The 23,921-nt window shown below is 65.6% G+C and carries 16 protein-coding genes; 7 read left to right on the top strand and 9 right to left on the bottom strand.

What is annotated here, in order from left to right; all coding sequences use genetic code 11:
• The first annotated feature begins 54 nt into the window (after positions 1–54).
• The 6 genes from sucB to pilH all read left to right on the top strand — a co-directional run bounded on the left by sucB (position 55) and on the right by pilH (position 5,414).
• Complete coding sequence (sucB, locus tag IP90_RS07690; protein ID WP_144899025.1) at positions 55–1,287, top strand: dihydrolipoyllysine-residue succinyltransferase; 1,233 nt, start codon at positions 55–57, stop codon at positions 1,285–1,287.
• A gap of 88 nt (positions 1,288–1,375) precedes the next feature.
• Positions 1,376–2,806, top strand: coding sequence for a dihydrolipoyl dehydrogenase (lpdA, locus tag IP90_RS07685; RefSeq protein ID WP_144899024.1), 1,431 nt, complete (start codon positions 1,376–1,378; stop codon positions 2,804–2,806).
• 150 nt (positions 2,807–2,956) lie between these two features.
• A complete protein-coding gene (locus tag IP90_RS07680) occupies positions 2,957–3,550 on the top strand; it encodes an LOG family protein (RefSeq protein ID WP_144899023.1) in 594 nt (197 codons plus the stop codon).
• A 15-nt stretch (positions 3,551–3,565) separates the two neighbouring features.
• Complete coding sequence (locus tag IP90_RS07675; protein WP_338419614.1) at positions 3,566–3,922, top strand: GIY-YIG nuclease family protein; 357 nt, start codon at positions 3,566–3,568, stop codon at positions 3,920–3,922.
• A gap of 52 nt (positions 3,923–3,974) precedes the next feature.
• Positions 3,975–4,967, top strand: coding sequence for a YhdH/YhfP family quinone oxidoreductase (locus IP90_RS07670; protein ID WP_144899022.1), 993 nt, complete (start codon positions 3,975–3,977; stop codon positions 4,965–4,967).
• 66 nt (positions 4,968–5,033) lie between these two features.
• A complete protein-coding gene (pilH, locus tag IP90_RS07665) occupies positions 5,034–5,414 on the top strand; it encodes a twitching motility response regulator PilH (protein WP_144899021.1) in 381 nt (126 codons plus the stop codon).
• 22 nt (positions 5,415–5,436) lie between these two features.
• On the opposite strand, the gene IP90_RS07660 is transcribed toward pilH, so the two are convergent.
• Positions 5,437–6,333 (bottom strand): DnaJ C-terminal domain-containing protein, encoded by an 897-nt coding sequence (locus IP90_RS07660; RefSeq protein ID WP_144899020.1) that lies wholly within the window; start codon positions 6,331–6,333, stop codon positions 5,437–5,439.
• Positions 6,334–6,555: 222 nt separating this feature from the next.
• Between IP90_RS07660 and IP90_RS07655 the strand changes: the two genes are divergently transcribed.
• Positions 6,556–7,035 (top strand): peroxiredoxin, encoded by a 480-nt coding sequence (locus IP90_RS07655; RefSeq protein ID WP_144899019.1) that lies wholly within the window; start codon positions 6,556–6,558, stop codon positions 7,033–7,035.
• Between the two features lie 75 nt (positions 7,036–7,110).
• On the opposite strand, the gene pbpC is transcribed toward IP90_RS07655, so the two are convergent.
• The 8 genes from pbpC to zipA all read right to left on the bottom strand — a co-directional run bounded on the left by pbpC (position 7,111) and on the right by zipA (position 23,852).
• The gene (gene pbpC / locus IP90_RS07650; RefSeq protein ID WP_144899018.1) at positions 7,111–9,513 is read right to left on the bottom strand and encodes a penicillin-binding protein 1C; all 2,403 of its coding nucleotides are present in this window, start codon (positions 9,511–9,513) and stop codon (positions 7,111–7,113) included.
• Positions 9,514–9,639: 126 nt separating this feature from the next.
• Complete coding sequence (locus IP90_RS07645) at positions 9,640–14,535, bottom strand: alpha-2-macroglobulin family protein (protein ID WP_425477087.1); 4,896 nt, start codon at positions 14,533–14,535, stop codon at positions 9,640–9,642.
• A gap of 171 nt (positions 14,536–14,706) precedes the next feature.
• Positions 14,707–17,307, bottom strand: coding sequence for a DNA gyrase subunit A (gene gyrA, locus IP90_RS07640; protein WP_144899016.1), 2,601 nt, complete (start codon positions 17,305–17,307; stop codon positions 14,707–14,709).
• 349 nt (positions 17,308–17,656) lie between these two features.
• Positions 17,657–18,715 (bottom strand): S-methyl-5-thioribose-1-phosphate isomerase, encoded by a 1,059-nt coding sequence (gene mtnA / locus IP90_RS07635; protein ID WP_144899015.1) that lies wholly within the window; start codon positions 18,713–18,715, stop codon positions 17,657–17,659.
• Between the two features lie 52 nt (positions 18,716–18,767).
• Positions 18,768–19,493 carry a DUF3011 domain-containing protein gene (locus tag IP90_RS07630; RefSeq protein ID WP_144899014.1) on the bottom strand — a complete coding sequence of 242 codons (726 nt, stop codon included), beginning with the start codon at positions 19,491–19,493 and terminating at the stop codon, positions 18,768–18,770.
• A gap of 110 nt (positions 19,494–19,603) precedes the next feature.
• Positions 19,604–20,578 (bottom strand): EF-P lysine aminoacylase EpmA, encoded by a 975-nt coding sequence (epmA, locus tag IP90_RS07625; protein WP_144899013.1) that lies wholly within the window; start codon positions 20,576–20,578, stop codon positions 19,604–19,606.
• Positions 20,575–22,929, bottom strand: a complete 2,355-nt coding sequence (gene ligA, locus IP90_RS07620) for an NAD-dependent DNA ligase LigA (protein WP_144899012.1) — start codon at positions 22,927–22,929, stop codon at positions 20,575–20,577. Before ligA ends, epmA begins: the two co-directional genes overlap by 4 nt.
• A 176-nt stretch (positions 22,930–23,105) precedes the next feature.
• A complete protein-coding gene (gene zipA / locus IP90_RS07615; RefSeq protein ID WP_144899011.1) occupies positions 23,106–23,852 on the bottom strand; it encodes a cell division protein ZipA in 747 nt (248 codons plus the stop codon).
• Positions 23,853–23,921: the final 69 nt, after the last annotated feature.

The raw sequence follows: 23,921 nt of genomic DNA, 5'->3' as shown, positions 1-23,921 counted from the left end.
GCCAAAGCAGATCCCTCACTGTGCCGGGGATGACAATCTTCCAGGACGCCTCCGATGGCCACCGAAATCAAAGTTCCCGTTCTTCCCGAATCCGTCTCCGACGCGACCATCGCCACCTGGCACAAGAAAGCCGGTGACACGATCAAGCGCGACGAGAACCTGGTCGACCTGGAAACCGACAAGGTGGTGCTGGAAGTGCCGTCGACCGTCGATGGCGTGCTCAAGGAAATCAAGTTCAAGGAAGGCGATACCGTCACCAGCCAGCAGGTGATCGCCATCATCGAGGAAGGCGCAGCGGCAGCGGCGGCTCCGAAAGCCGAAGCCAAGGCGGAGAAAGGTCCCGACGCCGGAGCACAGGAAGTGCAGCCAAAAGGTGAAGCCACCAAGGCCGAAGCCGCGGCGCCAGCCACCACCAAGCCGGCGCCGGTCGCCGGCGGCAACGATCTGCCGCCCGGGGCGAAGTTCACCGCTGCGAAGGAAGGCATCGATCCGGCGCAGGTCGAAGGCACCGGCCGTCGCGGCGCGGTGACCAAGGAAGACATCGTCAACTATGCCAGCGGCAAGACCGCCGGCGTCGGCGGTGGCGCGCGTCCGGAAGAGCGCGTGGCGATGACCCGCATCCGCCAGCGCATCGCCGAACGGCTGATGCAGTCCAAGAACTCGATCGCGATGTTGACCTCGTTCAACGAGGTCAACATGAAGGCGGTCATGGACATGCGCAAGTCGCAGGGCGAAGCCTTCCAGAAGGCCTACGGCATCAAGCTGGGCTTCATGAGCTTCTTCGCCAAGGCTGCTGCCAACGCGCTGCTGCGCCACCCCGCGGTCAACGCTTCGGTCGACGGCACCGACATCATCTATCACGGCTATGCCGACATCTCGATCGCGGTGTCGACCGAGCGCGGCCTGGTGACGCCGGTGCTGCGCAACGTCGAACGCATGGGCTTTGCCGACATCGAGAAGGGCATCGATGGCTACGCCACCGCCGCACGCGAAGGCGGACTCAAGCTCGAGGACCTGCAGGGCGGCACCTTCACCATCACCAATGGCGGCACCTTCGGCTCGCTGATGTCCACGCCGATCGTCAATCCGCCGCAGAGCGCGATCCTTGGCATGCATGCGATCAAGGAACGCGCCATCGTCGAGAACGGCGCCGTGGTCGCTGCGCCGATGATGTACATCGCGCTGTCCTACGACCACCGCATCATCGACGGCAAGGATGCGGTGCTGTTCCTGGTCGACATCAAGAACCAGCTCGAGAATCCGCACAGGATGTTGCTCGGGATGTAAGGCCGTGATTCGGGATTGGTGATTCGCAACAGCGAACCCGCAGAACCCGATTTCACGAATCACGAATCACGAATTACGCGAGCGAAGCATGAGCGAACAACAGCAATTCGACGTAATTGTCATCGGCGCCGGCCCGGCCGGCTACCACGCCGCCATCCGCGCCGCGCAACTGGGCATGAAGACCGCCTGCATCGACGCCGCGCTGGGCAAGGACGGCAAGCCCGCTCTCGGTGGTACCTGCCTGCGCGTGGGCTGCATTCCATCCAAGGCGCTGCTCGACAGTTCGCGTCAGTTCTGGAACCTGCAGCACCTGTTCGGCGAGCACGGCATCAGCGCAAAGGACGCGAAGATCGACGTCGGCACCATGATCGGCCGCAAGGACAAGATCGTGAAGCAGTTCACTGGCGGCATCGCGATGCTGTTCAAAGCCAACAAGGTCACGCCGTACTACGGCTTCGGCACGCTGCACCCGGGCAACATCGTCAAGGTGAAGCAGCACGATGGCTCGGAGATCGAGCTGAAGGGCACCAACGTCATCCTGGCGGCCGGTTCCGATTCGATCGAACTGCCGTTCGCGAAGTTCGACAACGAGTACATCGTCGACAATGTCGGCGCGCTCGACTTCACCGCCGTGCCCAAGCACCTGGGCGTGATCGGTGCCGGCGTGATCGGCCTGGAACTGGGCAGCGTGTGGAAGCGCCTGGGAAGCGAGGTGACGATCCTCGAAGCCCTGCCCGACTTCCTCGCTGCCGCCGACGCCGAAGTAGCCAAGACCGCTGCCAAGGAATTCAAGAAGCAGGGGCTGGATATCCGACTCGGCGCCAAGGTGTCCAAGTGCGAGGTCAAGAAGAAAGAGGTGCACGTCACCTATACCGACAGTGAAGGCGAGAAAACCATCGTCGTCGACAAGCTGCTGGTTTCGGTCGGCCGCCGCGCTGCGAGCAAGGGCCTGCTGGCTGACGGCACCGGCGTGAAACTGGATCAGCGCGGCGTGATCGAAGTCGATGAGCACTGCCACACCGGCGTCGACGGCGTCTGGGCTGTCGGCGACTGCGTGCGTGGCCCGATGCTCGCGCACAAGGGGTTCGAGGAAGGCATTGCCGTGGCCGAACTGATCGCCGGCCTGCCCGGCCACGTCAACTACGGCACCATTCCATGGGTCATCTACACCGAACCGGAAATCGCCTGGGTCGGCAAGACCGAGCAGGAACTCAAGGCTGACGGCACGCCGTACAAGACCGGCAGCTTCCCGTTCGCCGCCATCGGCCGCGCCGTGGCGATGGGTGAGCCGGCCGGCTTCGTCAAGGTGATCGCGCACGCCGAAACCGATCGCGTGCTGGGTTTGCACCTGGTCGGCGTGGGCGTTTCGGAACTGGTGCACGAAGGCGTGCTGACCATGGAGTTCAGCGGTTCGGCCGACGACCTGGCCCGCATCTGCCACGCCCATCCCACCCTGTCCGAAGCGATCCACGACGCAGCGATGGCGGTGGACAAGCGGGCGATCCACAAGGCCAACTGACCTTGTCGTGATTCGAAATTGGTGATTCGTGATTCGAAACTGCAATTCCGGGCCACGCACCAATCACGCTGGGTTTGACATGCGCCGGGCCAACTGCCCGGCGTTTCGCTTTTTCGAATCGCGGATTTCCAATCACTAATCACGATTTCCATGAAAGCAATCTGCGTCTACTGCGGCTCCAACGCCGGCAACAAGCCGATCTATGCCGAGCGTGCGATGGCACTCGGCACGCGCCTGGCCAGGGAGAACCTGGCCCTGGTCTACGGCGGCGGCAATGTCGGCCTGATGGGCATCGTCGCCGATGCCGTGCTTGCGGCTGGCGGCGAAGTGACCGGCGTGATCCCGCGTCAGCTGGTCGAATGGGAGGTCGCGCACCGCGGCGTGACGCGGCTGGAAATCGTCGCCAACATGCACGAGCGCAAGGCGCGCATGTTCGACCTGTCGGATGGCTTCGTCGCCCTGCCCGGCGGCTTCGGCACCTTGGACGAGATGTTCGAGATGCTGACCTGGCGACAGCTCGGACTGGGCGACAAGCCCTGCGCCTTCCTGGATGTCGACGGCTTCTACGAGCCGCTGGTCGCGATGATGGACCGCATGGTCGCCGAACGCTTCGTGCATGCGGAGCAACGCGCCGATCTGTGGCATGGCGACGACATGGACGCGCTGTTTTCGTGGCTGCGCGCCTACGAGCCGGCGCAGGCATCGAAATGGATGGACGAGAAGCGGCGCAGGGAGTTGCGCTAGCGCGACGCACATCAAGTGACCGTCGTCCAAGACGTCATCCCGGCGAACGCCGGGATCCAGACTCATGGAGGAGTCTGCAATGAAACAACCGTGCGTCTACATCATGGCCAGCCATCGGAATGGAACCTTTACGCCGGAGTGACCTCCGACCCGGTCAAACGTATCTACGAACATCGTAATGATGTGGTCGAAGGCTTCACCAAGAAGTATCGTGCCCATGATCTTGTCTGGTACGAAGTGCACCCAACCATGTATTCGGCCATCGATCGCGAAAAGGCCATCAAGGAATGGAAGAGAAAGTGGAAACTCGAACTGATCGAGGAAACGAATCCTGAGTGGCGTGACCTGTACACGAATATCATCGACCATTAGAGTCATGGCTAGAGCACTGGATTCCGGCTTACGCCGGAATGACGAGCAAAATATGACCGCCCCCCGCGCTTTCAACGCATTCCGCATCCATAACGACACCGCTGGCTATCGCAGCGGTATCGAAGCCGTCGCGCTCGCCGACCTCGCCCCCGGCGAAATCGTCGTCAAGACCGCGTACTCCTCGGTCAATTTCAAGGATGCGCTGGCCGGTACGGGCCAAGGGAAGATCCTGCGCAGGTTTCCGCTGGTCGGCGGCATCGATGTCGCCGGCCACGTGGTCTCGTCGACCGATCCGAAGTTCAAGGAAGGCGATGCGGTTCTCGTCACCGGTTGTGGGCTCAGCGAGACGCGCGATGGCGGTTACTCGGAATATGCGCGCATCGAATCGCAGTGGGCGATTCCGCTGCCGCGCGGACTCAGCCTGCGCGAGAGCATGATCCTCGGCACCGCGGGTTTCACCGCCGCGCTGGCGCTGTTGCGCATGGGCGAGAACCGGCAGACGCCGGAGCTCGGGCCACTGGCCGTCACCGGTGCCACAGGCGGCGTCGGCTCGCTGGCGGTCGACATCTTCAGTCGTGCCGGTTATGAAGTCCACGCGGTCAGCGGCAAGGCGGACCAGGTCGCCTGGCTGCAATCGATCGGCGCGCATGCAGTGCTTGGGCGCGATGCGCTGTCCACCACGCGGCCGATGGAATCGACGCGCTTCGGTGGCGGTCTGGACAATGTCGGCGGCACCATGCTCGCCAGCCTGCTGGCGCAGACCGCGCCCTATGGCAACGTCGCCAGTGCCGGACTGGCGGCATCGCACGATCTTCCGACGACGGTGATGCCCTTCATCATCCGTGGCGTGTCGCTGCTCGGGGTGGCTTCGGCCGGTACCGCACGCGATATCCGCGACGAAGTCTGGCGCAGGCTGGCGACGGACTGGAAACCGGCACACCTGGACACGATCTGCACCCGCGAAGCGACGCTGCAGCAGCTACCCGAGGTCTTCGCCAACATGCTGGCGGGTGGCTCGCACGGGCGGACACTGGTCACACTCTGAGCACCCGCGGGCATTGGCCGACGCCGGCGGCGCGCTACAATCGGTCGCATTGACAGGGGAAGGGACATGGCGCGCATCCTGATCGTCGACGATTCGCCGTCGCAGCTGATGGGCATCCGTCGCATCGTCGAAAAACTCGGCCATGAAGCCCTGACTGCGGAAGATGGCGCGGCCGGCGTGGATACTGCCCGGCGCGAATTGCCCGACCTGATCCTGATGGACGTGGTGATGCCCAACCTCAATGGTTTCCAGGCAACGCGCTCGATCCATCGCGATCCTGCGACCCAGCACATCCCGGTCGTACTGGTGACGACCAAGGACCAGGACACCGATCGCGTCTGGGGCATGCGTCAGGGCGCGAAAGCCTATATCACCAAGCCTTTCAGCGAATCGGAACTGGCCGAAATCATCGGCCAGTTGCTCGGCGGGGCGCCGGAAGCCGCATGAGCCCCATTCGGACGCACATCGACTAGGCCCGCCGCCAGTCGTCCCCGAACACTGCCTTCATGTTCTCGTAGGCCGCACGCTCGGCTTCGTTGTTGGCGCGCGGCGCCAGCACTTCCAGTTCCACGATCTGGTCGCCCGGCGGCGTGCCTGGCAACCCGCGGCCGCGCAGTCGCAGCTTGCGACCGGCTTCCGAATCGGCGGGAATCTTCAGGTCGACCGGACCGCCAAGCGTCGGCACGCTGACCGTCGCGCCCAGCGCCGCTTCCCAGGGCGCCACCGCCAGCACATGGATGATGTTGCGGCCATCCACTTCGAACTGCGGATGCGCGGCATACTCGATCTCCAGCAGCAGGTCGCCATGCGCGCCCTGCCCCGCCAGACGGATCAACTGGCCGGGTCGTATGCCCTTGGGAATGCGCACATCCAGCGACTTGCCGTTGAAGCCGATGCGGATGCTGGAGCCGTCATGGACCGCCTCCAGTGGCACAGCTAGTTTGGCGCGCGTCGGGCCCTGCGGTTGCGGACCGCGCCCGGGCGTCTGCTGGCCGAAACCACCACCGCGTGCGCGGCCGAACAGGCTTTCGAAGAAATCGCTGAAGCCACCACCAGCGCCTCCGCCCGCGAAGACCTCGTCGAAATCGTACTCGCCGGCACCGTGCCCGAAACCGCCGGGCGGAGGCTGCACTTCATCGCCGGGCCGATACCCACGCGTGCGCAGCTGGTCGTAGGCAGCGCGTTTCTGTGGATCGCGCAACGCTTCGTAGGCCTCGTTGACGGCCTTGAACTTCTCCTCGGCGCCGGCTTCCTTGCTGACGTCTGGATGGTACTTGCGCGCCAGCCGGCGGTAAGCGGTCTTGAGCTCCGCCTCGCCCGCGCTCGGTTCGACGCCGAGAATCTGGTAGTAATCCTTGAACTGCATATCGGCTCCACCGTCTACGCCCACGGCATGCTGCCGCAGGCGAGATTAGACCACCTCCGGCCCATGCGACCACAGTACGTTGTCGCCCGGCGGTACCTTTCGTGGCGATGGACGCAGGAATTGCGCGCCTGAATTCTGGTTGCCAACGAGAGAATTCAAGTCCCGTTGACGCGACCTTAGCGGAAGGCCGTTAGACTCGCGCCATCCCATCGGAGCAACCCCATGACCATCAAAGTCGGCGACCGCCTGCCCGAAGCCAAGCTGCAATGGATCCGCGGGGGCGTCGAGATGATCGACACGCCGACCCTGTTCGCCGGCAAGAAGGTCGTGCTGTTTGCGGTGCCGGGAGCTTTCACCCCGACCTGCTCGGAGCGGCACCTGCCCGGTTTCGTCGAGCATTTCGACGAGTTCCGCGACAAGGGCATCGAAGTGGCCTGCCTGGCGGTCAACGATCCGTTCGTGATGCAGGCCTGGGGACAAAGCCAGCACGTGCCTGAAGGCCTGAAGATGCTTGCCGATGGCAACGGCGAATTCATCCGCGCCTTGGGCCTGGAAATGGATGCCAGCGCCTACGGCATGGGCACGCGCGCCAAACGCTTCGCGCTCTACGCCGAGGACGGCGTGGTGAAGTTGCTCGATATCGAGGCCCCGGGCGAGTTCCGCGTGTCATCGGCCGAGCACGTGCTTTCGCAACTGGCGTAGGTGGTTCGACCAGCTACGGCGCCGGACCGGAAGTGCGTCCTCACCGGAGCGGAGCCGTTTCGCTCCACGAGGTCGTCAATGCAACACCCGGAAGCGGATGCGCTCCCACGCGCCGCTGCCGGCCAGCGCCGTCAACGTGTGCTCTCCCGCGCTGTCGTAGTCGTGCGTGAGTTGCTGCGCTCCTTTCGTTTCTCCTATCCAGCGCCCATCCAGCAGCCATTGCACGCGTGCGTCGGTGCCGAGTGCGTGCACCTGCAGGCGTAGCGGTTTGTTGCTGTTTGGCGCGCGCGCCAGGGTGGCGGCGTCGTTGATGCCCTCGATGTGCAGCACCTCGGCCGCATCACGGCCGTCGGCCACGCAATCGGGCGACAGTGGCGGCAGACTGGAAAGCCTGCGCGTCGCGGCGGACAGCCACGGCGACGCCAGGGTCGGCCAGCGCGCGATCTCGGCCTCGCGCGACGAATGTGGTTGCGAACATTCCGCGGACAGGCGTCGGCCGCTGACGGCATCGACGCGGAACCGTTGCAAGCCTGCACTCCATAGACGCGTGCCGCGTTCGGCGAACGTCGGCGGCAATACGCCATCGAGCGACCATGCCTTCATCCTGCGATGACAGGCCGCTGCCGGCTGTGCATCGGCGGCCAGGCCCAGCGGCCAGCAGATATCCACTTCGGCCACGCTCGCCGGCGCAGGACGCGGCACGGCGTCGCCACGCATGCGCGGCAGGCTGTCGACGACCTCGAACAGCAACGGCAACGCCGTCACCGCGCCGTACTGCCCCGGCATGGGCGTGCCATCCGGCCGCCCGACCCACACGCCGACGGTATGGCGGCGCGTACCGCCGACAGCCCAGGCATCGCGGAAGCCGTAACTGGTACCGGTCTTCCAGGCCACCTTGGACCGCAAACCCGGATCGAAGGTGTCAGCGCGTTGCCCGGGGCGCGGATTGGCCTCCAGGATTTCGCGCACGATCCACGCCGCGCCGGGTGACAGCAGGCGACGCTCGACATGCGCATCGTCGGCGGCATAACGCACGCGACCGGCGACGCCGTCCCGGTTCAAGGCCGCGAACGCGCCGACCAGGTCTTCCAAGCGTACGCCGGTGCCGCCCAGGATCAACGCAAGATTGGGTTTGGCGCCGCGCGGAAACTTCAATTCGATGCCGGCGTTGGCCAGGCGCGCGGCGAAGCGCGAAGGCCCGACGCGATCCAGCAGGTCGACGGCCGGAACGTTCAACGACAGCCGCAACGCTTCCGCTGCACCGATCGGTCCATTGAACTCCGTATCGAAATTGGTCGGCCGGTAATCACCGAAGGCCTGTGGCGCGTCGACCAGCAGGCTCTCGGAATGGATCAGGCCATCGTCCAGCGCCAATCCATACAGGAACGGCTTGAGCGTGGAGCCCGGCGAACGCCAGGCCTGCACCATGTCGACGTGGCCCAGCCGTGCCTTGTCGCCATAGATCACCGAGCCGACGTAGGCGCGAGCTTCCAGCGACGCGTTGTCGATGACCAGCAGCGCGGCCGAAGTCCGCTCGGGCAGCTGCGAAAAATAGGCGGCGACGCGTTCTTCCAGCGTACGCTGCAGCTGCGGATCGATGCTGGAGGCGATGCGTTCGCCACGCGGCTGATCGTGGCGCAGGCGTTCGGCAAGCAACGCGGCCAGCATCGGCGGCTGCAGCGAACGCGCCACGACCGGTTCGATCGCCGCATCCTCCACTTGCGCGCGACTCCAGATGCCCAGCGCGGCCATGCGTGCCAGCACCTTGTCGCGCGCGCGTCGCGCCGCTTCCGGCTCGCGATCCGGGCGCAGCCGACTTGGCGCCTGCGGCAGCACCGTCAACAACGCAGCTTCGGCGCGCGACAGCCGCGAAGCCGGCTTGCCGAGATAGGCCCAGCTCGCCGCTTCGACGCCTTCGATGGTGCCGCCATACGGCGCGCGGTTGAGGTACAGCGTCAGGATTTCCTGCTTGGACAGGTGCGCTTCCAGCTGCAGTGCGCGCAGCAACTGCCTGAGCTTGCCCCAGGGCGTGCGCGAGCGTTTCTGTTTGAGGCCGGGGTCGAGGATGCGTGCCACTTGCATGGTCAACGTCGAACCACCGGACACGATGCGGCCATGGCGTGCCCACTGCCAGCCCGCGCGCATCAGCGCGACGGGATTGACGCCCGGGTGACGCCAGAAATGACGGTCCTCGTAATTCAGCAATGCCTGCAGGTACAGCGGCGACACGGTCCGCGGCGAAGCCGGATAGCGCCAGATGCCCTCGCGATCGGCGAATGCACGCAGCGGCGTGCCGTCGCGGGCGACTACGAGCGTACTGGTGTCGCGCTGTTTCGGTAGCGGGATGGGAAAGATCAGGTCAAACAGCAAAAGGGTCGAGAGCACCACTACGATGCTCCACCGCAACCATGGCAGCCAACGTCGAGTACGTTTTTTGCCGTCATCCCGGCGGCTCTCAGCAGCCGACTCGCTGGTCAAGCCGGGATCCGGGTCGCGCTTGGTTGTTTTCCAGGTATGCAAGGAATGCTTCGTCGTACTGGATCCCGGCTTACGCCGGGATGACGGCCCTCAAGTTTCTTCTTCGCAACTTCGCAGCATTCCGTATCACGGCTGCACCACGGTGATCGTCTCCGGAATAGACTTGCCGACACCGCGTAGATCAGGGCGGTACATGTCCTCCACCAGCGGCGGCGGCACGGTATAGGTGCCGGGCGTCACCGCTCGCACCAGGTAGAACACGCGGGCCCTGGCATTGCGCTCGAGCTTGAGCGCGGCGACATAGCGATCATCGCGATACTCCTCGTGTCGTACTTCCGCGGCGCTGCCGCGGTCGGTGATCCCGATGCCATCGACCACCACGTCCGCCCATTGTTTGGCGTCGCCGAGGTTGAAGTTCTCCAGTTCCAGGCCTGCCGGCAGCAGATCGGTGAGCAACGCGTCCGGCATCGCCCGGCTGGCTACGATGCTGACCGCCACGATCAGCGCATCGCCTTCGCGCAGCTTGCCGCCGCTCCACGGCTTGCCGTCCGGCGTGTACCAGCTGCGCTGGACATCGAGCACGCTGTTGTCCTGCTGAGGTGCACGACGCGGTATGCCGGCAGCTTCGAGGCTCACGTACAGCGGCGGCTCGCCATCGGGTACGAAGCGCACGCCACGGCCGAGCGTGGCGTAGTCGAAGTCGCGTCCCCAAAGTTTCGTGTCGGCAATGTCTTCGGACAGGTCGTCGAGTTGCAGGCGTCCGCTGAACCGTTTGCCCTGCGCTGCCAGCAGGGCCTTGCCGACGCGGCCCAGGGCGACCTGTTCCTGGGTACTGAAGTACATCCATTCTCCCTTGCGGCGCGCATCCAGTTCGCGGCCAAGGTCGACGACGCGCGCGTCGTATTCCGGCTTGTTCAGGCCACGCTCGTGGGTGAGCGCGATCATCAGTGCTTCGTCGCGCAGCGCAGTGCCGTAATCGCCCAGGTATTCCGGACGCTCCCTGTGCAGCGCGAAGCCCTGCGCGATCGCGTTTTCACCGCGCTTCCTGTCGCCCTGCAGCGACAACGCCAGGCCCAGGTGCACCAGCGGCAGGCCGGTCAGCGATTCGTCGCGATCGTTGTCGTACAGCGCACGCAAGGTGCCCAGCGGCGCGCGGTTGACGCGCGCGAGCGCATAGCCGGCGTGCGCCTGGTAGGCGAACTTGAGGTGATCGCGATGGTCGTAACCATAGAACGGTACGCCGCCGCCAAGCAGATCCTCGTTCAACCGCGCCAGCGCCTTCTGCAGCACGCCGTCCGGGACGTCGAAGCCGGCGTCGCGCGCATCCAGCAGGAACTCGACGATGTAGGGCGTCAGGCCCTGGTTGACGTAGTCGTCGTTGCCCCACATCGAGAAATGGCCATTGCCGGTCTGCATAGAAGCCAGCCGCCCGAATGCACCTTCCATGCGCGCGCGGCGCTGTGACGCGTCCAGCCCCTTGACGCCAAGCATCTTCGCGGTCGGTTCATCCAGCAGCAGCGCGGCATAGCCCTTGCTGGTGGTCTGCTCGGCGCAACCGTAGGGATATTCCAGCGCCCCCTTGAGCACACTGGCGAACGGGATTGGCGGCAGCGCGCTGACGGTGATGCGTGTACTGACCGATTCCGGCATCAGGCCCTCGGCGAGGTCGGTACCCAGCGAAACCGGCGCCAGCGGATCCAGCACGCGCGTCTGCGTGCGCAACACGCCCGGCCATGCCGCGCGCACCGGCAGGTCGTAGCGACGATCGACCTTGAAACCATTGCCGTCGACGCGCACGCGCACCTTCGCCGTGCTGTAGCCCTCCCTGGCCGCCAGCGGAAAGCTGAGCGTGGTCTTGTCACCATCCGCCAGTTTCGTGGCGCGTGCGTTGTCGGAGATCGAGAGCGGGCCTTCGGCATCGACGCGCACCTTGAAATCACCGGGCTTGCCGGTGAAATTCTGCACGTCCAGCGTGACCGTGCTGCGGTCGCCAGGCGCCAGCACCCGCGGCATGCTGGCTTCGGCGACGATCGGCGCGCGTACCAGCAGCTCCTTGTCGCGATTGCCGTAACGTTCGTCCGACCATGCCAGCGCAGAGACGCGCAGCGTGCCGTTGAAATCCGGCACCGCCAGCCTGATCCGCGCGACGCCCTTCGCATCCAGCTTCACCGGCCCCGAGAACAGGTCGACGGTCTGCACGCGCGCCGTCGGGCGCCGCGCCTGCGACAAGGGCTGCAATGCCATGTCGCCGCCGAAGCGGATCCTGGCGATGCCGCCCTCGAAACTCTCGATGACGCGGCCGTACAGGTCGTAGGCATCGACGCCGAGCCGGCGCTGTGCGAAGAAATGCGCGTTCGCATCCGGTACCGGGAAACGGGTGATGTTGAGGATGCCGACATCGACCGCCGACACGGTGACGTGGGCTTCCTTGCCGGCCAGTTCCGGCACCGCGATCGTGGCGTTGAGATCCTGCTCCGGCCGCATCTGCTGCGGGATCGACAGCCCGACGTCGACGCGACGCGCGCGGCGGTCCATCGGCACGTGCGCCACGCCGACCGCGCGCGCCGGCGTGATCTTGCTCGGCGCGCTGCCGCCCCGGAACACCAGCGCGGTCACGTACACGTCGTGGCGCTCCCATTCTTCCGTTACCGGGATCTCGAACGTGCTGCCGGCCTTCGCGCCACCAGCTTTCGCATCGATCTCCTGCACATACAACAGGCGGTCGCTCTCGACCAGCAGCAGGCCCTTACCGGCATGCGGCGGCGTCAGCGTGACCTTGAGCTTGTCGCCGGCGCGATAGTGGGTCTTGTCCAGCGCCAGCTTCACCTTGTCCGGCCGCGCATCGCTGCCGCGGTTCTGGTCGTCCCAGCTCCAGCCGGCGGTGAACGGGTAGCGCATGGTCAGGCCGGTGGCCGGATCGAACACGTCGACCCGGTATTCGCCCCACTCCACCGGGAAATCGAAACGCGCTGCGGTCGTGCCAACGTCCAGCGTCCTGGTTTCGACGTTTTCGAAGCGACGGGTGAAATCGTAGTCCCAGCCGCCCTCGTCCCCGTAGTTCCAGTGGTAGTCGCGACGCTCGCGCACCAGCGTGACCTTCAGGCCCTTGCCGGCATGCGGCGTGCCGACGGCATCGACGCGAAGCAATTCGAAGCGCGCGGTGGCATTGGCGTCGGCGCCCTCCTTGTCGTCGAACAGCGGCCGCACGCCGACCAGCACGTCGTTCGGCCATAGCACGCGCTCCAGCGTGCGGGTGACGGTGCGACCACCGGTCTCGTGGACGCTGCCCGACACCATGACGGCGACCGGACTGACCGGTTTCACTTCCTCGGGCAACGGCAGGTCCTGCTGCAACTGGCCCTTGGCGTCGAGTTTTGTATCGATGACGTCCTTGGCTTCCTTCGGCAGTTCCAGGGTCGGATCGCCGAAGAAATAGCCGGGCAGCTTCTCCAGCGGATGCTGTTCGACCGCGACCGCAAGCCTGGCGGTGAAACGGTTGCCCGCGGCTGGCGCGCCATACAGATACGCGCCAGTGGCCTGCAGCTTGAGCGGCTGCCCCGGCTTGAGAATCGCGGGGGCATCCAGGTCGAGCTTCATCCGCTCGGGCAGGAATTCCTCGATGCGCAGGGTCATGCCCTGCACGGCTTCCTTGCTGTCGGGATCGGTACGGAACTCGACCTGCCAACGTCCGGTCGGCGCTTCAGACGGGATCAGTTTTTCGTAGGAGAAATAGCCTTGCGCGCCCGGTTCGATGCGGCGTTCGTCGAATGTTTTTCCATCCGGTTGTTTCAGGCGCAGAAACAAGGGCTGTGGTTTCGTCGGTTTGCCATCCTGATCGCGCAGCAGTGCCGACAGACGCACCGTTTCGCCCGGCCGGTACAGGTCGCGGCCGGACCAGGCGAACACGTCGAACCAGGCCTGCTCGCGACCGGCGACCGCGAATTCGGACAGGTCCAGCGCCGGCTGGTTGAACGGCAACAGCGACACGTCCTTGCCGCGCGTGGCGGTCAGCACATGCGCGGAGTCGAGCGTGTAGTTGAGCAGCGCATTGCCGTTGCCGTCGGTTTCGCCCTTGAGCACCGGTTCGCCATTGCCGTCGAGGATGCGCAGTTCGACGCCGCCCACGGCCGCGCCGCTGGCGAGCGAAGCCGTATGCACGAACAGCTTGTCCTTGTAGGCGCGCGTATGCAGACCGATGTCGCTGACCGTGAAGTACGCGGTCTCGAACTGGTCCTGGAATTGCCCCGAACGCTTCATCACCGCGAAATAAAGGCCGGGCTCCTGCAACTCGGCGATGTCCTGCACCGGCAGATAGGTCAGCACGCGCTCATTGGGCTTGCCGCCGAGCACGAAGCGGTTGACGTAGACAGGCTTGGCCAGTTTGGACAGCGGCACGTTGTCGTCGTAGTCGCGCTCCATTTCCCAGCTGCCGCGACGGCCGCCACGCTGGTACTCGGCGAAGAATTTCGGCAACGACGCATCGGCGACCTTCAGGAATTCGACGTCGACTTCACCGACGTTGACCGACACCACCGGCAAGCCGCGCGACTCCTTCGCCGGCAGCACGCTGCCCTGCGAGGCGAAACCGACCACCGGATCGAGCGGCCCGGCATGCACTTTCTGCCTGAGCTCCTTGTCCAGCCGGGAGCCATCGGCCGCGCTCAGGCCGGCGCGGATCGCCACCTCGTAATCCTTGTCGGCTTCCACATACGGAAAGCGCAGGATGCGGCCCGCCTTGTCCAGCACCCAGCTGCCCTTGACGGCCGCGCCGTTGGCTCCGGTCACGGCGATCAGCTGGTCGAAGGACTGCGTACCGACCAGCGGTCGGCTGAATTCGAGGGCGATCGCCAAATCGCCGTCGTGCTGGTCCGGATAGGCCGACACCAGCGCAAAGCCTTGCACTTGGTCGGGCTGGGCCTTGATCGCCTCACCGCTGGGCGGTGGCAGCTGGCCATGCTCGCCGCGCTTGCAGGCGACCAGTCCCGATACCAGCAACACGACCAGCAGGAAACGGATCGCCATTCCCGCCGTACCGACACCGCGATTGCGCATGCCCTTCCCCATTCCCTCGAGTCGCTTCGAGTATATGACGAAGGTGCAAACGAAAAACGGCCGCGAACGGCCGTTTTTCATGAGCGTCAACCAATGCCGTGACGGCTTCGCCACGCTTCCTGAAGGTGGCGAAGCCCGGGCTTACTGGACCGGATGTTGCGCATCCCTGGAAGCGGTATCGGTCTCGTCCACGATCGCCGCCAGTTCCTCGTCCAGAGACGCATCCAGTCGCTCCACCGCCTGCAGGCTTTCGTCATCCGCCAGACGGATCAGGGTGACTCCCTGGGTGTTGCGACCGACCTGCGAGATTTCCGCAGCACGGGTGCGCACCAGCGTGCCGCCATCTGAAATCAGCAGCACCTCATGGTGGTCGCTGAGCTGGATCGCGCCGACCAGCTTGCCGTTGCGCGCGGTCGTCTGCAGCGCGATCACGCCCTGCGTGCCGCGCCCCTTGCGCGGATAGTCGGCGACCGGCGTGCGCTTGCCGTAGCCACGTTCGCTGGCGGTCAGGATGTCGCCATCGCCATCGATCACGACCAGGCTCTGCACGCTTTCACCGGCGGTCAGGCGGATGCCGCGCACGCCGGTGGCGGTGCGTCCCATCGAACGCACCGAGGCCTCGTCGAAACGTACCGCCTTGCCATTGCTGGCGAACAGCATGATGTCGCGCTTGCCGTTGGTCAGCTCCGCATTGACCAGCGCGTCGCCCTCGTCGAGGTTGATCGCGATCTTGCCGCGTTGCAGGCGATAGGCGAATTCGGTCAGCGGCGTCTTCTTGACCGTGCCCTGGCGAGTGGCGAAGAACACGAACTTGCCATCCTCGTAGTCGCGCACCGGCACCACGGCCTGCACGCGCTCACCTTCCTCCAGCGGAATCCAGTTGATGATCGGGCGTCCGCGTGCATTCGGACCGGCGTCGGGCAACTGGTGCACCGACAGCCAGAACACGCGGCCGGCGCTGGTGAAGGTCAGCAGCGTGTCGTGCGTGTTGACCAGCCACAACTGGTCGATGAAATCCTCTTCCTTGGTCGCCGCCGCCGAACGGCCGCGGCCGCCGCGGCGCTGCGCACGGTAAGCACTGACCGGCTGGCGCTTGGCATAGCCGGCGTGCGACAGCGTGACCACCACGTCTTCCGGCGCGATCAGATCGAGGATATCGAGGTCCTCCTCGCTGGCGCGGATCTCGCTGCGGCGCGCATCGCCGAATTCTTCCTGGACGTTGCGCAGTTCGCCGCGGATCACTTCCATCAGTACGTCGGGATTCTCGAGGATCTCGATCAGGCCGCGGATGGTTTCCAGCAGTACCTTGTACTCGTCGGTCAGCTTCTCCTGCTCCAGCCCGGTCAGGCGGTGCAGGCGCATTTCCAGGATTTCCTTGGCCTGCGCCTCGGACAACTGGTAGCGCCCGTCGACCAGGCCGATGCCCTGCGGCAGGCCTTCCGGACGCGAGGCTTCCGCCCCGACCGCGCCGAGCAGCGCGCCGACCAGTCCCGGTTCCCAGGTCTTGGCCAGCATGCGCTCGCGCGCTTCCTGCGGATTGGACGAGGTCTTGATCAGCTCGATCATCTCGTCGATGTTGGCCAGCGCGACCGTCAGTCCTTCGAGGATATGCGCGCGGTTGCGCGCCTTGCGCAACTCGAAGATGGTCCTGCGCGTCACCACCTCGCGGCGGTGGCGCACGAACGCTTCCAGCATCTGCTTGAGGTTGAGCAGCTGCGGGCGGCCGTCGACCAGCGCCACCATGTTGATGCCGAACACCGACTCCATCTGCGTCTGCTGATAGAGGTTGTTGAGCACCACTTCTGCCGAATCGCCGCGCTTGATCTCGATGTAGATGCGCATGCCGTCCTTGTCGGACTCGTCGCGCAGCTCGCTGATGCCTTCGAGCTTCTTTTCCTTGACCAGCTCGGCGATCTTCTCGATCAGCCGTGACTTGTTGACCTGGTACGGAATCTCGGTGACGACGATCGCCTCGCGGCCATTGTCGTCGTTGATCTCGATGTCGGCCTTGGCGCGCATGCGCACGCGGCCGCGGCCGGTGCGGTAGGCCAGGTGGATGCCGCCGACGCCGTTGATGATGCCCGCGGTCGGGAAGTCCGGGCCGGGAATGTGCTGCATCAGGCCGTCGATGTCGATCTGCGGATCGTCGATCAGCGCGATCGTGGCGGCGATCACCTCGCCCAGGTTGTGCGGCGGGATGTTGGTCGCCATGCCCACGGCGATGCCGGCCGAACCGTTGACCAGCAGGTTCGGGAACCGCGTCGGCAAGACGGTCGGTTCGTTTTCCTTTTCATCGTAATTGAGCTGGAAATCGACAGTTTCCTTGTCGATGTCGGCCAGCAGCTCGTGGGTCAGGCGCGTCATGCGCGCCTCGGTGTAGCGCATCGCCGCGGCGGAGTCGCCGTCGACCGAACCGAAGTTGCCCTGCCCGTCGACCAGCAGGTAACGCAGCGAGAACGGCTGCGCCATGCGCACCAGCGTGTCGTACACCGACTGGTCGCCATGCGGGTGGTATTTGCCGATCACGTCGCCGACGATGCGCGCCGACTTGAAATGGGCCTTGTTGCTGTGCGCGCCGAGTTCGTTCATCGCGAACAGCACGCGTCGGTGCACCGGCTTGAGGCCGTCGCGGACGTCCGGAAGCGCGCGCCCCACGATCACGCTCATGGCGTAATCGAGATAGCTGCGACGCATCTCGTCCTCGAGATTGATGGGGATGATTTCCTTGGCAAGTTCGGCCATCAGGGATCCGTTTTTGGGAAGGTTTCAAGCGCCCGGAAACAGCAGGCGGAGCGAAGTCCGCAACGCCGGACAGGACCGGTTTCGGAGACGTGAAATCATAGCATGGAAGGGGCTTTCGAATCCAGCCGAAACCCGCGAAAAAACAGCCACTTGCGTGCTGTTTTCTAGGCTCTGGAAACGCCATGACGGCGAAGCATGCGATCGGTGCCGGAGCCGGCTTCCGACAGCGTCCTCAACATTCCGGATCCGGCTCGGGAGGATCGGGAGTTGTCGGGCAACAAGCAGATCCCGCGCTGCGCTCGGGATGACGCCAATAGGCGCTCTGGAGCCATCCGTACCGTAGAACTGCTCAGGCGCCGAAAACGGCCTTCATGCGCTCGGCGTCGGGACGCTCGACGATGCCCTTCTCGGTGACGATCGCGTCGATCAGTTCCGCGGGCGTCACGTCGAACACCGGATTCCAGGCCTGGATGCCCTCGGCCACGGTGCGGCTGCCGGAAACCCCGAGCAGTTCGCCCGGATCGCGCTCTTCGATCTCGATCAGGTCGCCGCTGGCGGTGTCCATGTCGACCGTTGACGACGGTGCGGCCACCATGAACTTTTTGCCGTGGTGGCGCGCAGTGATGGCCAGCTGATAGGTGCCGATCTTGTTGGCGACGTCGCCATTGGCGCAGATGCGGTCGGCGCCGACCACCACCCAGTCCACCTGTCCGCTCTTCATCAGGTGCGAGGCCGCGGCGTCCGCGATCAGCGTGGCGTCGATACCGTCCTGCTGCAGTTCCCAGACGGTCAGGCGCGAGCCCTGCATCCACGGCCGCGTCTCGCCCGCGAATACCTTGTCGATCCTGCCCTGCGCCACGCCTGCGCGGATCACGCCCAGCGCGGTGCCGAATCCGGCCGTGGCCAGCGAGCCGGTATTGCAATGCGTGAGCACACCGCTGCCCGCTGCGATCAGGCTGGCACCCATCTCGCCCATGCGCCGGTTGGCGGCGAGATCCTCGGTTTCGATGGCGCGCGCTTCGCGTTCCAGCACCTCGCGCCAGTCGCTGCCGGCGCCGGCCAAGGCGCGACGCATCCGCGCCAGGGCCCAGGCCAGGTTCACGGCGGTCGGACGGGCCGCGTTGAGGCGCTGCAGGGCCGACTCGATTTCCGCCGCTGCAGTAGCGCCATCGCCGGCGTCGACGTCACGCGCTGCCAGCACCGCGCCCCACGCCGCCGCGATGCCGATCGCAGGTGCACCGCGTACCGCCAGCGCGTGGATGGCGGCGGCGACATCATCGCTGCTGGAACAGCTCAGGTATTCGACGGTGAACGGCAGCTGGCGCTGGTCCAGCAGTTCGAGCGCGGTGCCGGTCCAGCGGATCGGGCGAATGCGGTCGTAGCGGTCGTATTCGATGTCGGCAGCCATGCGGCCAGTTTAACGCGCGGCTGTCCTCGAATTGCTCCAGCAGCCGATGGATTCAGCGCACCTCGAATTCCGCGCGGCAACCCTCGCGCACCCAGATGCCCTCGCCGTCCCAGCCCCAACTTCTGTCGCGGACGCAGGCCGAGTCGGAGAGTTGCCGCGACAGGCGTACGCCTTCGCGGATCCGCGCGGGGCACTGGTGTTCGCGCCCGCCCTTGGATTCGCAGCGCACCACCTGCGTATCGTCGAATTCGCCGGCGCCACGCCGCGTGCCCGCGAGCCGGAATTCGCCACGGCAACCTTGCGCCACCCACACGCCGCGGGTATCGCGTCCCCAGCTCTGGTCACGGATGCAGGCACTGCGCGACAGCTGCCGGATCAGGTCCACTTTGCCGGGTCCCTTGAGCGGGCACAGGTGCCAGCGGCCATCCGCGGATTCGCAACGGAACAGGCCGCGATCGTAGGCCGCGCCTCGACGGCCGCCATAACCGGTGGCGAAATCCGCGCGGCAGCCCTGGGTCACCCAGATGCCGTTGCGGCTGAAGCCCCAGGTCTGGCCTTCGATGCATGCCGAATCGGACAACTGCCGCAGCAGCTTGACGCCGCCATGGGTGTCCGCCGCGCACTGGCGCGTGCGGCCGTCGTCCGATTCGCAGCGCACGATGTCGTCGGGAATCCGCTCGCGGTACTCGTCAAGATCGTCGTGCTGCACGCGCGCTGCGCCCGGCCCGCTGAACGAGCCCAGCAACAGCAGCACGCCGCAGTACGGCAGCCAACGCATGCCCACCCCCGATTGTGGTGTCACGTCCACGACTTTATCCCCTGCGCGTGAACGTCGACGCTGGAATCTTCACCCGGACGGCAATCGGCCGCAACCGCGGTGATCGCCATTCAGGCGCGGTCGAAGGCGAAGGCCAGGACGTCGGCGATGTGGTTGGTATCGAGCATCGCCATCAGCAGCCTGTCCACGCCCAGCGCCACGCCCGCGCACTGCGGGAAACCGTTGGCCAGGGCGTCCAGCAGCCGTTCGTCGATGGCCGGCTGAGCTGCGGCGCGTTGCGCGCGCACCTCCAGGTCGCGCTGGAAACGCGCACGCTGCTCGCCGGCATCGGCCAGTTCGTGGTAGCCGTTGGCCAGTTCCAGCGGGCCCAGGTACAGTTCGAAGCGTTCGGCCACCGGTGGATCACCGGGACGTATCCGCGCCAGCGCACATTGCGACGCCGGATAGTCGTAGACCACGTGGATATGGTCGCGCGAAAACGATGGCTGGATGCGATGCGTCATCAGCAGGTCGAGCCAGTCGTCGCGGGTGAGTCCATCCGGTGCGATCGCGACGTCGCCCATCGCGGCACGCAGCATGTCGAGGGATGCGGTCGCAGGGTCGATGTCGAGATGCTGTCGGTACAGATCGCGATAGGCGATCTTCCCCACCCGGGCATTGCGTCCAACCAAGGCCAGCGCCGCATGCACGAGTGCCACGGTCTCGTCGATCAGGCGCTCGTGGTCCCAGCCGACGCGATACCATTCCAGCATCGTGAATTCGGGATTGTGGCGACCGCCCGCCTCGCCATCGCGGAACACGCGACCCAGTTCGTAACAATCGCCGATGCCTGCAGCCAGCAGGCGCTTGAGTGGGTATTCCGGCGACGTGCGCAGCCAGCGCGTACGCGGCGCGCCATCGGTGCGACCGGAGAACTCCAGTGCGAACGAGGCGATGTTCGGCTCGGTATTGCCGGCCATCGACAGGATCGGCGTCTCCACTTCCAGCACCTGGCGTTCGGCGAAGAATCCGCGGATGCAGGCGTTCAGTGACGCGCGCAGGCGCAGGGCGTCCGGCGATGCCGATGGCTGCCAGGCGTCGCTCACCCGCCTTGTCCGTGCGACTTCAGGAATGCGAGCAGCTTCGCTTCGTCCCAGATCTCGATGCCGAGCTCCTGCGCCTTGTCGAGTTTGGAGCCGGCAGCTTCGCCGGCCACCACGAATCCGGTTTTCTTCGACACGCTGCCGGCCACCTTGGCGCCGAGCGCTTCCAGCCTTTCCCGGGCATCATCACGGCTCAACGACGACAAGGTGCCGGTCAGCACGACGGTCTGGCCATCGAGCGGGCCCAGCGCTACGGCGCTCGCCGCCGGCGTGATCGCATCCAGACGCGCCAGTGCCTCGCCACCGGCCTTCAACAGCCGCGTATTGGCATCGTCGCCCAACCACGCAGTCAAGGCGTGCGCGGTATCGGCGGGCAGGCCGGCGCTGATGTAGCCGTGCTCCGGCGCGTCGAGCAGCGCCGTGGCGGTCGGGAATGCGGTGGCCAGCTGGTCGGCGCGGATGCGGGTGATCTTCGGTATTTCGAGATCGACCAGCAATGTCGCCAGGTCCAGGCCATCGCGCAGCCTGGACGATGGCGGATGCGTGTCGGTGATGACGACGCCACCGGCGAGCAGGTCGTCGATCACCTGCTGGTTGCCGGACTGGTCGAGAAAATGACCGATCGCGCGCGCGACCTCGCCGCCGACATCGGGCACGCGCTTGAACAGCGGCCATGGCAGATGGCGGATCACTTCGAGGTCACCGAACCATATCGCCAGCGACTTGGCCGTGCTCTCGCCGACATGCTGGATGCCGAGCGCATACAGGAAGCGTTCGAGCGTGGTCCGACGGCTGCGCTCGATCGCATCGACGAGGTTTTCCGCCCACTTGGTCGCAACCTTGCCGGTCTTGGCGGCAATTGCAGGCGTGGTGCCATCGCGCTCGTCGGCGCGACGTTTCATCAGCAACAGGTCTTCGAGCGTGAGCTTGTAGAGATCGGCCACCGAGGTGACATAACCGAGGTCGGACAGATCTTCGATGTAACGGTCGCCGAGCCCGTCGATGTCCATCGCCCGGCGCGACGCGAAATGGCCGATCGCTTCCTTGCGCTGCGCCGCGCAGGTGAGTTCGCCAGAGCAGCGCCAGACGGCCTCGCCTTCCTCGCGCACGATCTCCGAACCGCAGACCGGGCACTGCGTCGGCATCGTCCACACCGGCGCGTCGGGCGCGCGGTACTCCGGCACGACGCGGACGATCTCCGGGATCACGTCGCCAGCGCGGCGCACGATCACCGTGTCGCCGATGCGCACGTCGAGCCGCGCGATCTGGTCGGCGTTGTGCAGCGTCGCGTTGCTCACCACGACGCCGGACACCTGCACCGGCTTCAGTCGCGCCAGCGGCGTTGCCGCGCCAGTACGGCCGATGTTGATGTCGATCGCCTCCACCACGGTCGACTGTTCCTGCGCCGGGAACTTGTGCGCGATCGCCCATCGCGGCGCGCGCGAGACGAAACCCATCTCGCGTTGCCCAGCGTAATCATCGAGCTTGTAGACCACGCCATCGATGTCGAACGGCAGCTGGTCGCGCTTGGCTCCAAGCCGCCGGTAATAGCCGAGCAAACCTTCCGTGCCGACCACCACATCGCTTTCCGCACTGACCGGGAAGCCCCACTCCCGCAACTTTTTCAGCGTCGCCGAATGTGTGTCCGGCAGCTTGCCGCCTTCGACCAGTCCGACCGCATAGGCGTAGAACGCCAGGGGTCTTTGTGCGGTGATGCGCGGGTCGAGCTGGCGCAGCGAGCCGGCGGCGCCATTGCGCGGATTGGCCAGCACCTTGCCTCCTTCCTTAAGCGCACGTTCGTTGTAGCGCTTGAACGCAGCCAAGGGCATGTAGACCTCGCCGCGTACCTCCAGCACCTTCGGCCAGTCATCGCCGCGCAACTGCAGCGGAACGGCCTTGATCGTGCGCAGGTTGGCGGTGACGTCCTCGCCGCTGGCGCCGTCGCCGCGCGTGGCGCCCTGCACGAAGCGCCCGTTCTCGTAGCGCAGGCTGATCGCCAGGCCGTCGAGCTTGGGCTCGGCGGAGAATGCGGGCTGGCGGCGATCGAGCTTTTCCTCGATGCGTCGTTCGAAATCGGCAACCTCCGCATCGCTGAAGGCATTGCCCAGCGACAGCATCGGGATGGCATGGCGCACTTCGGCGAACGCGCCGGAAGGCACGGCGCCGACGCGCTGGGTCGGCGAATCCGGGGTCACGAGTTCTGGATGCGCCGCTTCCAGCTCATCCAGTTCGCGCAAGAGCCGGTCGTACTCGGCATCGGCGATCGCCGGATCGTCGAGCACGTGGTAGCGATAGTTGGCGTCGTCGAGCTGGCGCCGGAGCTGGTCGATGCGTTCCGCGGGTTTCGGGCTCATCGTCGAATTCTAGCCAACCGCCGTTCGCGGGAGTGTCAGCAACGAGGTTCCTGCATGTCTTGGGCCGCGCGACGTGGATGGCGAAGCGCTCCCGTTGGCCTGTCATCCCGCGCGCAGCCAGGGAGGCGCCGTAAAAGCAAGTCCCTCGCTGTGCTCGGGATGACAGAGTTGCCGGATTACCAGCGCGGTGAGCGTTTGATCGGCGGCGCCTCGTGCTGGCGATCGTAGGCGCGCAGGTCGTCGCGGATATGGGCGATGCGCTGGCGGCCGAGCGCATTGCGCTCCTGGTCCAGCACCACGCCATCGAGCAGTTCGGCCATGCGTTGCGCGGTCGGCAGCATCGTGTCCCAGGCTTCCAGCGCCGACAGCGGCGCCGGCAGGGTCAGGAAGAAGGCGATTGCCGGCGTCTGCAGCGACTGGATCTCGGCCATCTCGAAGCTGCCCGGCTTCATGATGTTGGCGACGCTGAAGATCGGACCACGTTCCGGGTGGCCTTCGGTCAGCCGGTGGAATACGTTCATGTGGCCGAAGGTGAGCCCGGCCTTCTCCGCGGCGACCACGATGTCCGGGCCCTGCAGCTGCTGGCCGGCGCGCGCGGCAACGTAGAGCGAAATGATCTTGTCGAAGTTCTCGTTGTCGCGGCGTCCGAGATCGCTGCCGGCGGAGGCGCCAGCGCCGAGCGCGCTGTCGAGCAGGTCCAGTTCCGACTGCACGGTGGCATCGTCAGGGGCGCCGCCCAGGTCGCCTTCGATCTGCGCGCCAAGCGTCGGCTCCATGCGGTCGCGATCGCCTTCGCCGCGCGCGACCTTGTCGACGCGCCGCCCCTGCACGCCCTTGCGCGGGCGCCCGAAAAAATAGATCGCGATCACCAGCAGTATGCCGGCGATCAATATGCCGGTACGCAGCAACCATACGTCGGACATCGTTTACTCCTTAATGGCCGTGATTCGTGATTTGTCATTCGTCATTGGAAAGCATGCTGCCCGGATCTT

This window comes from Luteimonas cucumeris, from assembly GCF_007830035.1.
In the GTDB taxonomy this organism is placed as follows: Bacteria; Pseudomonadota; Gammaproteobacteria; order Xanthomonadales; family Xanthomonadaceae; genus Luteimonas_C; species Luteimonas_C cucumeris.
The sequence above is the reverse complement of the archived record's forward strand: the minus strand, read 5'-3'. Positions and strand labels throughout refer to the sequence as shown.